The organism is Romboutsia hominis (genome assembly GCF_900002575.1).
GTDB lineage: Bacteria > Bacillota > Clostridia > Peptostreptococcales > Peptostreptococcaceae > Romboutsia_C > Romboutsia_C hominis.
The window spans coordinates 2,935,681-2,949,356 of record NZ_LN650648.1 but is presented as its reverse complement, the minus strand read 5'-3'; the positions used below and the strand labels follow the sequence as shown (position 1 = coordinate 2,949,356).

3 protein-coding genes, 24 tRNA genes and 6 rRNA genes are annotated in these 13,676 nt (G+C 47.0%); all 33 read right to left on the bottom strand.

Features of this window, described 5'->3' with window-relative positions:
- Positions 1-8: 8 nt before the first annotated feature.
- Positions 9-97 (bottom strand) — tRNA-Leu (locus FRIFI_RS14440).
- A gap of 16 nt (positions 98-113) precedes the next feature.
- Positions 114-187 (bottom strand) — tRNA-Cys (locus FRIFI_RS14435).
- A gap of 8 nt (positions 188-195) precedes the next feature.
- A tRNA-His gene (locus tag FRIFI_RS14430) sits at positions 196-272 on the bottom strand.
- 11 nt (positions 273-283) lie between these two features.
- Positions 284-360 (bottom strand) — tRNA-Pro (locus FRIFI_RS14425).
- A gap of 20 nt (positions 361-380) precedes the next feature.
- Positions 381-457: transfer RNA gene (locus FRIFI_RS14420), tRNA-Ile, on the bottom strand.
- Between the two features lie 12 nt (positions 458-469).
- Positions 470-546, bottom strand: a tRNA-Met gene (locus FRIFI_RS14415).
- A gap of 9 nt (positions 547-555) precedes the next feature.
- A tRNA-Phe gene (locus tag FRIFI_RS14410) sits at positions 556-631 on the bottom strand.
- Between the two features lie 3 nt (positions 632-634).
- Positions 635-723: transfer RNA gene (locus FRIFI_RS14405), tRNA-Ser, on the bottom strand.
- A 4-nt stretch (positions 724-727) separates the two neighbouring features.
- Positions 728-803, bottom strand: a tRNA-Lys gene (locus FRIFI_RS14400).
- Between the two features lie 10 nt (positions 804-813).
- Positions 814-889: transfer RNA gene (locus FRIFI_RS14395), tRNA-Gln, on the bottom strand.
- 7 nt (positions 890-896) lie between these two features.
- Positions 897-973 (bottom strand) — tRNA-Arg (locus tag FRIFI_RS14390).
- Between the two features lie 20 nt (positions 974-993).
- Positions 994-1,077 (bottom strand) — tRNA-Leu (locus tag FRIFI_RS14385).
- A gap of 10 nt (positions 1,078-1,087) precedes the next feature.
- Positions 1,088-1,172: transfer RNA gene (locus tag FRIFI_RS14380), tRNA-Tyr, on the bottom strand.
- Between the two features lie 7 nt (positions 1,173-1,179).
- Positions 1,180-1,254, bottom strand: a tRNA-Thr gene (locus FRIFI_RS14375).
- Between the two features lie 4 nt (positions 1,255-1,258).
- Positions 1,259-1,334: transfer RNA gene (locus FRIFI_RS14370), tRNA-Asn, on the bottom strand.
- Positions 1,335-1,362: 28 nt separating this feature from the next.
- Positions 1,363-1,439, bottom strand: a tRNA-Asp gene (locus FRIFI_RS14365).
- A 5-nt stretch (positions 1,440-1,444) separates the two neighbouring features.
- A tRNA-Val gene (locus FRIFI_RS14360) sits at positions 1,445-1,520 on the bottom strand.
- Between the two features lie 9 nt (positions 1,521-1,529).
- A tRNA-Gly gene (locus FRIFI_RS14355) sits at positions 1,530-1,603 on the bottom strand.
- 9 nt (positions 1,604-1,612) lie between these two features.
- Positions 1,613-1,687 (bottom strand) — tRNA-Glu (locus FRIFI_RS14350).
- A 9-nt stretch (positions 1,688-1,696) separates the two neighbouring features.
- Positions 1,697-1,772, bottom strand: a tRNA-Met gene (locus tag FRIFI_RS14345).
- A 10-nt stretch (positions 1,773-1,782) separates the two neighbouring features.
- Positions 1,783-1,871: transfer RNA gene (locus tag FRIFI_RS14340), tRNA-Leu, on the bottom strand.
- A gap of 5 nt (positions 1,872-1,876) precedes the next feature.
- Positions 1,877-1,993, bottom strand: a 5S ribosomal RNA gene (gene rrf / locus FRIFI_RS14335).
- A gap of 123 nt (positions 1,994-2,116) precedes the next feature.
- A 23S ribosomal RNA gene (locus FRIFI_RS14330) occupies positions 2,117-5,019 on the bottom strand.
- Between the two features lie 90 nt (positions 5,020-5,109).
- Positions 5,110-5,185 (bottom strand) — tRNA-Ala (locus FRIFI_RS14325).
- Between the two features lie 103 nt (positions 5,186-5,288).
- A 16S ribosomal RNA gene (locus FRIFI_RS14320) occupies positions 5,289-6,791 on the bottom strand.
- Between the two features lie 124 nt (positions 6,792-6,915).
- Positions 6,916-6,992 (bottom strand) — tRNA-Ile (locus FRIFI_RS14315).
- A 9-nt stretch (positions 6,993-7,001) separates the two neighbouring features.
- Positions 7,002-7,090, bottom strand: a tRNA-Leu gene (locus FRIFI_RS14310).
- A 5-nt stretch (positions 7,091-7,095) separates the two neighbouring features.
- Positions 7,096-7,212 (bottom strand): 5S ribosomal RNA (gene rrf / locus FRIFI_RS14305).
- Positions 7,213-7,335: 123 nt separating this feature from the next.
- Positions 7,336-10,238, bottom strand: a 23S ribosomal RNA gene (locus tag FRIFI_RS14300).
- A 232-nt stretch (positions 10,239-10,470) separates the two neighbouring features.
- Positions 10,471-11,973: ribosomal RNA gene (locus FRIFI_RS14295) — 16S ribosomal RNA — on the bottom strand.
- Together the 16S, 23S and 5S rRNA genes with 24 tRNA genes alongside form the textbook arrangement of a ribosomal RNA operon.
- Positions 11,974-12,165: 192 nt before the next feature.
- Positions 12,166-12,942 carry a SigB/SigF/SigG family RNA polymerase sigma factor gene (locus FRIFI_RS14290; RefSeq protein ID WP_166506173.1) on the bottom strand — a complete coding sequence of 259 codons (777 nt, stop codon included), beginning with the start codon at positions 12,940-12,942 and terminating at the stop codon, positions 12,166-12,168.
- The gene (locus tag FRIFI_RS14285; RefSeq protein WP_330405539.1) at positions 12,942-13,349 is read right to left on the bottom strand and encodes an ATP-binding protein; all 408 of its coding nucleotides are present in this window, start codon (positions 13,347-13,349) and stop codon (positions 12,942-12,944) included. The genes FRIFI_RS14290 and FRIFI_RS14285 overlap by 1 nt, the downstream gene beginning before the upstream one ends.
- A gap of 3 nt (positions 13,350-13,352) precedes the next feature.
- On the bottom strand, positions 13,353-13,670 hold the full coding sequence (locus FRIFI_RS14280; RefSeq protein ID WP_166506172.1) for an STAS domain-containing protein: 318 nt from the start codon (positions 13,668-13,670) through the stop codon (positions 13,353-13,355).
- Positions 13,671-13,676 lie beyond the last annotated feature (6 nt).

The window sequence follows — 13,676 nt, the reverse complement described above, 5'->3', positions numbered from 1 at the left end:
ATTAAAGTTGGTGCCGAAGACCGGAATCGAACCGGTACGAGAGGTAAGTCCCGCAGGATTTTAAGTCCTGTGCGTCTGCCAGTTCCGCCACTTCGGCATTCAATTTTTTTGAGTGGAGGCGACACCCAGATTCGAACTGGGGATCAAGGAGTTGCAGTCCACTGCCTTACCACTTGGCTATGTCGCCTTATTAAATGGGGTGGATAATGAGATTCGAACTCACGGCCTCCAGAGCCACAATCTGGCGCTCTAACCAGCTGAGCTATACCCACCATATCTATATTGGTCGAGGTGAAGGGACTCGAACCCCCGGCCCCATGGTCCCAAACCATGTGCGCTACCAAACTGCGCTACACCTCGGTATTACTGAGTAATTAATGTGGTGGGCCATCAGGGACTCGAACCCCAGACCTACCGGTTATGAGCCGGGCGCTCTAACCAACTGAGCTAATGGCCCACATTAATTAAGTGGTAGCGGTAACAGGAGTCGAACCTGTGACCTTTCGGGTATGAACCGAACGCTCTAGCCAACTAAGCTATACCGCCACGAATTAATGGTGCCCAGAGGCGGAATCGAACCACCGACACGGGGATTTTCAGTCCCCTGCTCTACCGACTGAGCTATCTGGGCATTTGGCGGAGAGGGTGGGATTCGAACCCACGGTGCCGTTAAGCATCACTGGTTTTCAAGACCAGCTCCTTAAACCACTCGGACACCTCTCCGTATTGGTGACCCATCCGCGACTCGAACGCGGGACACCCTGATTAAAAGTCAGGTGCTCTACCGACTGAGCTAATGGGTCATATTTAATTTGGCAGGGGATGCAGGACTCGAACCTACGCATGTAGCAGTCAAAGTGCTATGCCTTACCGACTTGGCGAATCCCCTATGAATGTGGTGAGCGCACAGGGATTCGAACCCCGGACACACGCCTTAGAAGGGCGTTGCTCTATCCAGCTGAGCTATGCACCCACATTATAGTTTATTAAAAGTGGTGCGGATGAAGGGAGTCGAACCCCCACGCCGTAGGCGCCAGATCCTAAGTCTGGTGCGTCTGCCAATTCCGCCACATCCGCATACTTTTTATGGTGGAGGATGGTGGATTCGAACCACCGAAAGCAATGCTAACAGATTTACAGTCTGCCCCCTTTGGCCGCTCGGGAAATCCTCCGTATTTATGGAGCTGGTGATAGGAATCGAACCTACAACCTGCTGATTACAAGTCAGCTGCTCTACCGTTGAGCCACACCAGCGTATTGGCGGGAATAACAGGACTCGAACCTGTGACCCAATGATTAACAGTCATTTGCTCTACCAACTGAGCCATATTCCCACATAAAAAGTATTTATTAAATTTAACTTGGCGACCTGGAAGGGACTCGAACCCTCGACCTCCAGCGTGACAGGCTGGCATTCTAACCAGCTGAACTACCAGGCCGCGAATGGTGGGACTAACAGGGCTCGAACCTGTGACCCCCTGCTTGTAAGGCAGGTGCTCTCCCAGCTGAGCTATAGTCCCATAAGTTTTTGGAGCGGGTGAAGGGGATCGAACCCTCACAGCCGGCTTGGAAGGCCGGAACTCTACCATTGAGCTACACCCGCATATTAAGTTGGTGACCCATAGGGGAATCGAACCCCTGTTACCGCCGTGAAAGGGCGGTGTCTTGACCGCTTGACCAATGGGCCATATTTATTTGGTTGCGGAGGCAGGACTCGAACCTGCGACCTTCGGGTTATGAGCCCGACGAGCTGCCAACTGCTCCACCCCGCGATATTAAAGTTGGTGCCGAAGACCGGAATCGAACCGGTACGAGAGGTAAGTCCCGCAGGATTTTAAGTCCTGTGCGTCTGCCAGTTCCGCCACTTCGGCATACCACGTGGCTACGTCTTACTCTCCCAGGAGGTCGCCCTCCAAGTACCATCAGCGCTAAAGAGCTTAACTTCTGTGTTCGGTATGGGAACAGGTGTATCCTCTTTGCTATAATAACCACATAATATGTTGTTGTCCTCTCTAGGACAAGTATTATAATATCATTTTTATGATATTTTGTCAACATTTTTTTCAAAGTTTTTTAATTAATACTCTGAAAACTGTATATCATTTAGTTAATGATTTTGGTCAAGTCCTCGACCTATTAGTATCGATAAGCTAAATACATTACTGCACTTACACCTTCGACCTATCAACCAGGTAGTCTTCCTGGGGTCTTACCCTTACGGTGGGAAATCTTATCTTGAAGTTGGCTTCGCGCTTAGATGCTTTCAGCGCTTATCCATTCCGTACATAGCTACCCAGCCATGCCCTTGGCAGAACAACTGGTACACCAGAGGTACGTCCATCCCGGTCCTCTCGTACTAAGGACAGGTCTCCTCAAATTTCCTACGCCTGCGACGGATAGGGACCGAACTGTCTCACGACGTTCTGAACCCAGCTCGCGTACCACTTTAATGGGCGAACAGCCCAACCCTTGGGACCTACTACAGCCCCAGGATGTGATGAGCCGACATCGAGGTGCCAAACCTCCCCGTCGATGTGGACTCTTGGGGGAGATAAGCCTGTTATCCCCAGGGTAGCTTTTATCCGTTGAGCGATGGCCCTTCCATGCGGAACCACCGGATCACTAAGTCCGACTTTCGTCCTTGCTCGACCTGTATGTCTTGCAATCAAGCTTCCTTTTGCCTTTACACTCTTCGCACGATTTCCGACCGTGCTGAGGAAACCTTTGAGCGCCTCCGTTACTTTTTGGGAGGCGACCGCCCCAGTCAAACTGCCCACCTGACGGTGTCCCAAGACCTGATTCAAGGCCTCTGGTTAGGATCCCAGTACTACAAGGGTGGTATCCCAAGGATGACTCCACACAGACTGGCGTCCATGCTTCATAGTCTCCCACCTATCCTGTACATGTAGTACCAAGACCCAACGTCAAGCTACAGTAAAGCTCCATGGGGTCTTTCCGTCCTGTCGCAGGTACCCGGCATCTTCACCGGGATTACAATTTCACCGAGTCTATTGTTGAGACAGTGCCCAAATCGTTACGCCTTTCGTGCGGGTCGGAACTTACCCGACAAGGAATTTCGCTACCTTAGGACCGTTATAGTTACGGCCGCCGTTTACTGGGGCTTAAGTTCACTGCTTCGGATTGCTCCTAACAGATCCCCTTAACCTTCCAGCACCGGGCAGGCGTCAGCTCCTATACATCGTCTTGCGACTTAGCAGAAACCTGTGTTTTTGGTAAACAGTCGCTTGGGCCTATTCTCTGCGGCCATCCAATGGATGGCACCCCTTATCCCTAAGTTACGGGGTCATTTTGCCGAGTTCCTTAACAATAGTTCTCTCGCTGGCCTTAGGATACTCTCCTCACCCACCTGTGTCGGTTTACGGTACGGGCACCTTTAACCTCGGTAGAGACTTTTCTCGACAGTGTGAAATCAGCTACTTCGCCCAAAAGGGCTCCCCATCGTACCCTAGCATTATCAAGACGGATTTGCCTATCTTGACTGCCTCAGTACTTAGCCACACATAACCAACAGTGTGGTTAGCTTATCCTACTGTGTCATCCCATTCCTCAAACGGTTATTGGTGGTACAGGAATATCAACCTGTTGTCCATCACCTACGCCTTTCGGCCTCGGCTTAGGTCCCGACTAACCCAGGGCGGACGAACCTTCCCCTGGAAACCTTGGGTTTACGGCCCGTGGGATTCTCACCCACGTCTCGCTACTCATGCCAACATTCTCACTCGTATACTGTCCACATGTCCTTACGGTCATGCTTCAGCCTGCATACGAAGCTCCCCTACCCATCATAAATGATGCCGTAGCTTCGGTAGTACGTTTTAGCCCCGGAAATTTTCGGCGCAGGATCACTCGACCAGTGAGCTATTACGCACTCTTTAAATGAGTGGCTGCTTCTAAGCCAACATCCTGGTTGTCTGTGCAATCCCACATCCTTTACCACTTAACGTACATTTAGGGACCTTAGCTGACGATCTGGGCTGTTGCCCTCTTGACTATGAATCTTATCACCCACAGTCTGACTCCTGAGCAAAAGAAGACGGCATTCGGAGTTTGATAGTCTTCGGTAAGTGCAATACCCCCTAGGACATTCAGTGCTCTACCTCCGTTTCTCTAAGCTCAAGGCTAGCCCTAAAGCTATTTCGGGGAGAACCAGCTATCTCCGGGCTCGATTGGAATTTCACCGCTATCCACAAGTCATCCCCGAGCTTTTCAACGCTCGTGGGTTCGGTCCTCCACGAAATTTTACTTTCGCTTCAACCTGCTCATGGATAGGTCGCCCGGTTTCGGGTCTACGTCAAGTAACTTAAATCGCCCATTTAAGACTCGCTTTCGCTACGGCTCCACACCTTAAGTGCTTAACCTTGCTACTTAACGTAACTCGTTGGCCCGTTCTACAAAAAGTACGCGGTCACACAAGAAATGTGCTCCCACAGCTTGTAAGTACAGGGTTTCAGGTTCTATTTCACTCCCCTCCCGGGGTTCTTTTCACCTTTCCCTCACGGTACTATGCGCTATCGGTCACTAGGTAGTATTTAGGCTTGGAGGATGGTCCCTCCTGCTTCCCACAGGGTTTCACGTGTCCCGTGGTACTCTGGATCATATCTGAAGTCTTCTCGTTTTGACTACGTGGCTGTTACACTTTATAGCGGAGCTTTCCAACTCTCTTCGTCTACAATAGCCTCTTCGTTGATGATATGTCCGCAACCCCAACAAAGAAAACTTTGTTGGTTTGGCCTGTTCCGCGTTCGCTCGCCGCTACTTACGGAATCGATTTTTCTTTCTCTTCCTCCAGGTACTTAGATGTTTCAGTTCCCCGGGTTCCCCTCGCTAAGCTATGTATTCACTTAACGATACTTAGACATTACTCTAAGTGAGTTTCCTCATTCGGAAATCTTCGGATCAAAGTTTACGTGCAACTCCCCGAAGCTTATCGCAGCTTATCACGTCCTTCATCGGCTCCTAGTGCCAAGGCATCCGCCCTGCACCCTTAATAACTTGACCAGTTATTAAAGTTATTTTAAAGACTTTTCTTGTCTATTTATAAAAAATGATGTCATATCACTAAATGTTATACAGTTTTCAAAGTACTAATGGTGGAGATGAGGAGGATCGAACTCCTGACCCCTTGCGTGCAAGGCAAGTGCTCTCCCAGCTGAGCTACACCCCCATATTATTTTTTCAACATGAATTATTTTATTATATTTGTCGAATTTTGTCAAGAGATTTTTTATAAAAACTCTCAAAATTAAACAGTAGGTAATTCTCCTTAGAAAGGAGGTGATCCAGCCGCACCTTCCGATACGGCTACCTTGTTACGACTTCACCCCAGTTATTGATTTCACCTTCGACGGACGCTTCCAAAAGGTTAGCTATCCGGCTTCGGGCGCCCCCAACTTCCGTGGTGTGACGGGCGGTGTGTACAAGACCCGGGAACGCATTCACCGCAGCATTCTGATCTGCGATTACTAGTAACTCCAGCTTCATGTAGGCGAGTTTCAGCCTACAATCCGAACTGAGAATGGCTTTAAGGGATTAGCTCCACCTCACGGTTTGGCTGCCCTCTGTACCACCCATTGTAGCACGTGTGTAGCCCTAAGCATAAGGGGCATGATGATTTGACGTCATCCCCACCTTCCTCCAGGTTATCCCTGGCAGTCCCTCTAGAGTGCCCAACTTAATGCTGGCAACTAAAGGCAAGGGTTGCGCTCGTTGCGGGACTTAACCCAACATCTCACGACACGAGCTGACGACAACCATGCACCACCTGTCACTTCTGTCCCCGAAAGGAAAGATGCGATTAGGCATCGGTCAAAAGGATGTCAAGCTTAGGTAAGGTTCTTCGCGTTGCTTCGAATTAAACCACATGCTCCGCTACTTGTGCGGGTCCCCGTCAATTCCTTTGAGTTTCACTCTTGCGAGCGTACTTCCCAGGCGGAGTACTTAATGCGTTAGCTGCGCCACCGAAGGGGGTAACCTCCGACAGCTAGTACTCATCGTTTACGGCGTGGACTACCAGGGTATCTAATCCTGTTTGCTCCCCACGCTTTCGTGCCTCAGCGTCAGTTACAGTCCAGAGAGCCGCCTTCGCAACTGGTATTCCTCCTAATATCTACGCATTTCACCGCTACACTAGGAATTCTACTCTCCTCTCCTGCACTCAAGTCTTACAGTTTCAAGAGCTTACTACGGTTGAGCCGTAGCCTTTCACTCCTGACTTGAAAGACCGCCTACGCACCCTTTACGCCCAGTAATTCCGGATAACGCTAGCCCCCTACGTATTACCGCGGCTGCTGGCACGTAGTTAGCCGGGGCTTCCTCCTCAAGTACCGTCATTATCTTCCTTGAGGACAGAGCTTTACGACCCGAAGGCCTTCATCGCTCACGCGGCGTTGCTGCATCAGGCTTTCGCCCATTGTGCAATATTCCCCACTGCTGCCTCCCGTAGGAGTTTGGACCGTGTCTCAGTTCCAATGTGGCCGATCACCCTCTCAGGTCGGCTACTGATCGTCGCCTTGGTAAGCCGTTACCTTACCAACTAGCTAATCAGACGCGGGTCCATCCTGTACCGCCAGAGCTTTGATAAGAAAGCCATGCGACTTTCTCATATTATCTCGTATTAGCATACCTTTCGGTATGTTATCCGTGTGTACAGGGCAGGTTACCCACGCGTTACTCACCCGTCCGCCGCTCTTTACCGAAGTAAATCGCTCGACTTGCATGTGTTAGGCACGCCGCCAGCGTTCATCCTGAGCCAGGATCAAACTCTCAAATAAAAGTTGTTACCTGCTCAGACTATCATTATCTGAATATCTGGCTTGGTTTGTTTTCGATTCTTTTAAGAATCAGTTATATAAATTAACCTACTGTTTAATTTTCAAAGTTCTTATTTAAATATTGTGGTGGGCCATCAGGGACTCGAACCCCAGACCTACCGGTTATGAGCCGGGCGCTCTAACCAACTGAGCTAATGGCCCACAATATTTTGGTGCCGAAGACCGGAATCGAACCGGTACGAGAGGTAAGTCCCGCAGGATTTTAAGTCCTGTGCGTCTGCCAGTTCCGCCACTTCGGCATACCACGTGGCTACGTCTTACTCTCCCAGGAGGTCGCCCTCCAAGTACCATCAGCGCTAAAGAGCTTAACTTCTGTGTTCGGTATGGGAACAGGTGTATCCTCTTTGCTATAATAACCACATAATATGTTGTTGTCCTCTCTAGGACAAGTATTATAATATCATTTTTATGATATTTTGTCAACATTTTTTTCAAAGTTTTTTAATTAATACTCTGAAAACTGTATATCATTTAGTTAATGATTTTGGTCAAGTCCTCGACCTATTAGTATCGATAAGCTAAATACATTACTGCACTTACACCTTCGACCTATCAACCAGGTAGTCTTCCTGGGGTCTTACCCTTACGGTGGGAAATCTTATCTTGAAGTTGGCTTCGCGCTTAGATGCTTTCAGCGCTTATCCATTCCGTACATAGCTACCCAGCCATGCCCTTGGCAGAACAACTGGTACACCAGAGGTACGTCCATCCCGGTCCTCTCGTACTAAGGACAGGTCTCCTCAAATTTCCTACGCCTGCGACGGATAGGGACCGAACTGTCTCACGACGTTCTGAACCCAGCTCGCGTACCACTTTAATGGGCGAACAGCCCAACCCTTGGGACCTACTACAGCCCCAGGATGTGATGAGCCGACATCGAGGTGCCAAACCTCCCCGTCGATGTGGACTCTTGGGGGAGATAAGCCTGTTATCCCCAGGGTAGCTTTTATCCGTTGAGCGATGGCCCTTCCATGCGGAACCACCGGATCACTAAGTCCGACTTTCGTCCTTGCTCGACCTGTATGTCTTGCAATCAAGCTTCCTTTTGCCTTTACACTCTTCGCACGATTTCCGACCGTGCTGAGGAAACCTTTGAGCGCCTCCGTTACTTTTTGGGAGGCGACCGCCCCAGTCAAACTGCCCACCTGACGGTGTCCCAAGACCTGATTCAAGGCCTCTGGTTAGGATCCCAGTACTACAAGGGTGGTATCCCAAGGGTGACTCCACACAGACTGGCGTCCATGCTTCATAGTCTCCCACCTATCCTGTACATGTAGTACCAAGACCCAACGTCAAGCTACAGTAAAGCTCCATGGGGTCTTTCCGTCCTGTCGCAGGTACCCGGCATCTTCACCGGGATTACAATTTCACCGAGTCTATTGTTGAGACAGTGCCCAAATCGTTACGCCTTTCGTGCGGGTCGGAACTTACCCGACAAGGAATTTCGCTACCTTAGGACCGTTATAGTTACGGCCGCCGTTTACTGGGGCTTAAGTTCACTGCTTCGGATTACTCCTAACAGATCCCCTTAACCTTCCAGCACCGGGCAGGCGTCAGCTCCTATACATCGTCTTGCGACTTAGCAGAAACCTGTGTTTTTGGTAAACAGTCGCTTGGGCCTATTCTCTGCGGCCATCCAATGGATGGCACCCCTTATCCCTAAGTTACGGGGTCATTTTGCCGAGTTCCTTAACAATAGTTCTCTCGCTGGCCTTAGGATACTCTCCTCACCCACCTGTGTCGGTTTACGGTACGGGCACCTTTAACCTCGGTAGAGACTTTTCTCGACAGTGTGAAATCAGCTACTTCGCCCGAAAGGGCTCCCCATCGTACCCTAGCATTATCAAGACGGATTTGCCTATCTTGACTGCCTCAGTACTTAGCCACACATAACCAACAGTGTGGTTAGCTTATCCTACTGTGTCATCCCATTCCTCAAACGGTTATTGGTGGTACAGGAATATCAACCTGTTGTCCATCACCTACGCCTTTCGGCCTCGGCTTAGGTCCCGACTAACCCAGGGCGGACGAACCTTCCCCTGGAAACCTTGGGTTTACGGCCCGTGGGATTCTCACCCACGTCTCGCTACTCATGCCAACATTCTCACTCGTATACTGTCCACATGTCCTTACGGTCATGCTTCAGCCTGCATACGAAGCTCCCCTACCCATCATAAATGATGCCGTAGCTTCGGTAGTACGTTTTAGCCCCGGAAATTTTCGGCGCAGGATCACTCGACCAGTGAGCTATTACGCACTCTTTAAATGAGTGGCTGCTTCTAAGCCAACATCCTGGTTGTCTGTGCAATCCCACATCCTTTACCACTTAACGTACATTTAGGGACCTTAGCTGACGATCTGGGCTGTTGCCCTCTTGACTATGAATCTTATCACCCACAGTCTGACTCCTGAGCAAAAGAAGACGGCATTCGGAGTTTGATAGTCTTCGGTAAGTGCAATACCCCCTAGGACATTCAGTGCTCTACCTCCGTTTCTCTAAGCTCAAGGCTAGCCCTAAAGCTATTTCGGGGAGAACCAGCTATCTCCGGGCTCGATTGGAATTTCACCGCTATCCACAAGTCATCCCCGAGCTTTTCAACGCTCGTGGGTTCGGTCCTCCACGAAATTTTACTTTCGCTTCAACCTGCTCATGGATAGGTCGCCCGGTTTCGGGTCTACGTCAAGTAACTTAAATCGCCCATTTAAGACTCGCTTTCGCTACGGCTCCACACCTTAAGTGCTTAACCTTGCTACTTAACGTAACTCGTTGGCCCGTTCTACAAAAAGTACGCGGTCACACAAGTAATGTGCTCCCACAGCTTGTAAGTGCAGGGTTTCAGGTTCTATTTCACTCCCCTCCCGGGGTTCTTTTCACCTTTCCCTCACGGTACTATGCGCTATCGGTCACTAGGTAGTATTTAGGCTTGGAGGATGGTCCCTCCTGCTTCCCACAGGGTTTCACGTGTCCCGTGGTACTCTGGATCATATCTATCGAATTATCGTTTCAACTACGTGGCTGTTACACTTTATAGCGGAGCTTTCCAACTCTCTTCATCTACGATGACCTCGACCTTGATGATATGTCCGCAACCCCAACAAAGAAAACTTTGTTGGTTTGGCCTGTTCCGCGTTCGCTCGCCGCTACTTACGGAATCGATTTTTCTTTCTCTTCCTCCAGGTACTTAGATGTTTCAGTTCCCCGGGTTCCCCTCGCTAAGCTATGTATTCACTTAACGATACTTAGACATTACTCTAAGTGAGTTTCCTCATTCGGAAATCTTCGGATCAAAGTTTACGTGCAACTCCCCGAAGCTTATCGCAGCTTATCACGTCCTTCATCGGCTCCTAGTGCCAAGGCATCCGCCCTGCACCCTTAATAACTTGACCAGTTATTAAAGTTATTTTAAAGACTTTTCTTGTCTATTTATAAAAAATGATGTCATATCACTAAATGTTATACAGTTTTCAAAGTACTAAAATGCTTCGCATATCGCCAACGGTCACTCCCATTCGGTCATGCTACGTTGCTCAAATTAATGAGTTTGCGCTACGCGCATTTTTTGAGATTTTCATTTATTCAATGAACTCTCAAAATTAAACAGTAGGTAATTCTCCTTAGAAAGGAGGTGATCCAGCCGCACCTTCCGATACGGCTACCTTGTTACGACTTCACCCCAGTTATTGATTTCACCTTCGACGGACGCTTCCAAAAGGTTAGCTATCCGGCTTCGGGCGCCCCCAACTTCCGTGGTGTGACGGGCGGTGTGTACAAGACCCGGGAACGCATTCACCGCAGCATTCTGATCTGCGATTACTAGTAACTCCAGCTTCATGTAGGCGAGTTTCAGCCTACAATCCGAACTGAGAATGGCTTTAAGGGATTAGCTCCACCTCACGGTTTGGCTGCCCTCTGTACCACCCATTGTAGCACGTGTGTAGCCCTAAGCATAAGGGGCATGATGATTTGACGTCATCCCCACCTTCCTCCAGGTTATCCCTGGCAGTCCCTCTAGAGTGCCCAACTTAATGCTGGCAACTAAAGGCAAGGGTTGCGCTCGTTGCGGGACTTAACCCAACATCTCACGACACGAGCTGACGACAACCATGCACCACCTGTCACTTCTGTCCCCGAAGGGAAAGATGCGATTAGGCATCGGTCAAAAGGATGTCAAGCTTAGGTAAGGTTCTTCGCGTTGCTTCGAATTAAACCACATGCTCCGCTACTTGTGCGGGTCCCCGTCAATTCCTTTGAGTTTCACTCTTGCGAGCGTACTTCCCAGGCGGAGTACTTAATGCGTTAGCTGCGCCACCGAAGGGGGTAACCTCCGACAGCTAGTACTCATCGTTTACGGCGTGGACTACCAGGGTATCTAATCCTGTTTGCTCCCCACGCTTTCGTGCCTCAGCGTCAGTTACAGTCCAGAGAGCCGCCTTCGCAACTGGTATTCCTCCTAATATCTACGCATTTCACCGCTACACTAGGAATTCTACTCTCCTCTCCTGCACTCAAGTCTTACAGTTTCAAGAGCTTACTACGGTTGAGCCGTAGCCTTTCACTCCTGACTTGAAAGACCGCCTACGCACCCTTTACGCCCAGTAATTCCGGATAACGCTAGCCCCCTACGTATTACCGCGGCTGCTGGCACGTAGTTAGCCGGGGCTTCCTCCTCAAGTACCGTCATTATCTTCCTTGAGGACAGAGCTTTACGACCCGAAGGCCTTCATCGCTCACGCGGCGTTGCTGCATCAGGCTTTCGCCCATTGTGCAATATTCCCCACTGCTGCCTCCCGTAGGAGTTTGGACCGTGTCTCAGTTCCAATGTGGCCGATCACCCTCTCAGGTCGGCTACTGATCGTCGCCTTGGTAAGCCGTTACCTTACCAACTAGCTAATCAGACGCGGGTCCATCCTGTACCGCAAAAGCTTTGATAAGAAAGCCATGCGACTCTCTCATGTTATCTCGTATTAGCATACCTTTCGGTATGTTATCCGTGTGTACAGGGCAGGTTACCCACGCGTTACTCACCCGTCCGCCGCTCTTTACCGAAGTAAATCGCTCGACTTGCATGTGTTAGGCACGCCGCCAGCGTTCATCCTGAGCCAGGATCAAACTCTCAAATAAAAGTTGTTACCTGCTCAGACTATCATTATCTGAATATCTGGCTTGGTTGTATTCGATTCTTTTAAGAATCAGTTATATAAATTAACCTACTGTTTAATTTTCAAAGTTCATTTCTTATTTGCCCTTTTCTTAAGGACAAGTAATAATATACTATAGAATAAACAGTAGGTCAATACTTTTTCAAAAACTTTTTTATAAATTTTTTTCATATTCTTTTCTAAGCTTTTCAACTATCTTTCTTTCTAGCCTAGAAACAGTCATTTGAGAGATTTCTAGTTCTTTTGCAATCATAGATTGAGTTTTATCTAAGAAAAATCTATCTTTAAATATTTTAACTTCTAATTCATTTAAATTTTCCATGAATTTATTTATAAAGTCTCGCTGTTCTATATTTCCAAAACTACTTTCTTCTTGTCCAATTTTGTCTATCAATGTTATATCTTTATCTTCTGAATCATCATTACTTGATGAATCTAATGATATAGGTTGATATCCATAAGATGCTTCCATGGCTTCTAAAACATCTTCTTCTGTACACCCTATATATTTTGCAATCTCTTCTACTCTAGGTTGTTTTTTATATTCTTGTTCTAATATAACTTTGGCTTCACTTATCTTTTTGCTTAACTCTTGAACACGCCTCGGTACTCTAAGTGTCCATACTTTATCTCTAAAGTACTTTTTTATTTCACCTATTATCGTAGGAGTTGCAAAACTTGAAAACTCATACCCTTTTTCTATATCATACCTATCTATAGCGTATATTAATGCTAATGAAGCTACTTGATATATATCTTCAAATTCTACACCTTTATTTGCATATTTTTTAGCTAACAAATTTACTAAATATAGATGTTTTTCAATAAGAATATTTCTAACTTCTTTGTTATCTTTATCCTTGCTATATATCTTGAATAGCTCCTTATTATCTATGTCTAGGTAATTAGTAGCATTAGCTACGTTTTTCATTAAATACCAACTCCTAAATACTTAGTCATTTTTATTATAGTCCCTTTATTTTCTTTAGATTCTATATTAACTTCATCCATTAATGATTGTATTATAAATAATCCTAACCCACTTTCTTTTGGATTATTTAAATCTGGTTGATGTAAAGATTCTACATCGTACCCCTTGCCTTTATCTTCAATTTCTATAGCTAATCCATTTTCTAATATATCAAAAGTTATAAAAAATTTATTATCATTACTATGCTTTATAGCATTTGTACAAGCTTCTGATACAGCAACTTTTATGTCTTCTATATCACCTATCGAAAATCCGATTTTATTAGCTATACCTGATGTGGTTAATCTTATAATTCCAACATACTCAGGGTTTGAGCTTATTTCCATCTTTATTGTTTCAAAAGCCAACGTCTATCCCTCCACTTTAAATATTTTATCTAGTCCTGTTATTGCAAATATTTTTTTTACATTGATTTTTGGATTTAATATATATATTTCCTTTCCGTTTATTTTTAATTTCTTAAGTACTCCTATCATTACACCTAAACCAGTTGAATCTATATAGTCTAAGTTTGTAAGGTTAATTTTCATATCTAAAGATTCTTTATCTGCTAAATTATGTAAATGTTCTTTTAACTTATCTGCTGTAGAAACATCAAGTTCTCCTTCTAGTGATATATCCCAGAAACATTCTTGTTCATTTAGCTTTGAATTTATATTTATTGACATCAATAA

Excerpts from the sequence above, each read along its gene's own strand:
- FRIFI_RS14290 (WP_166506173.1), bottom strand. The coding sequence starts at position 12,942 with ATGAAAAACGTAGCTAATGCTACTAATTACCTAGACATAGATAATAAG.
- FRIFI_RS14280 (WP_166506172.1), bottom strand. The coding sequence starts at position 13,670 with ATGTCAATAAATATAAATTCAAAGCTAAATGAACAAGAATGTTTCTGG.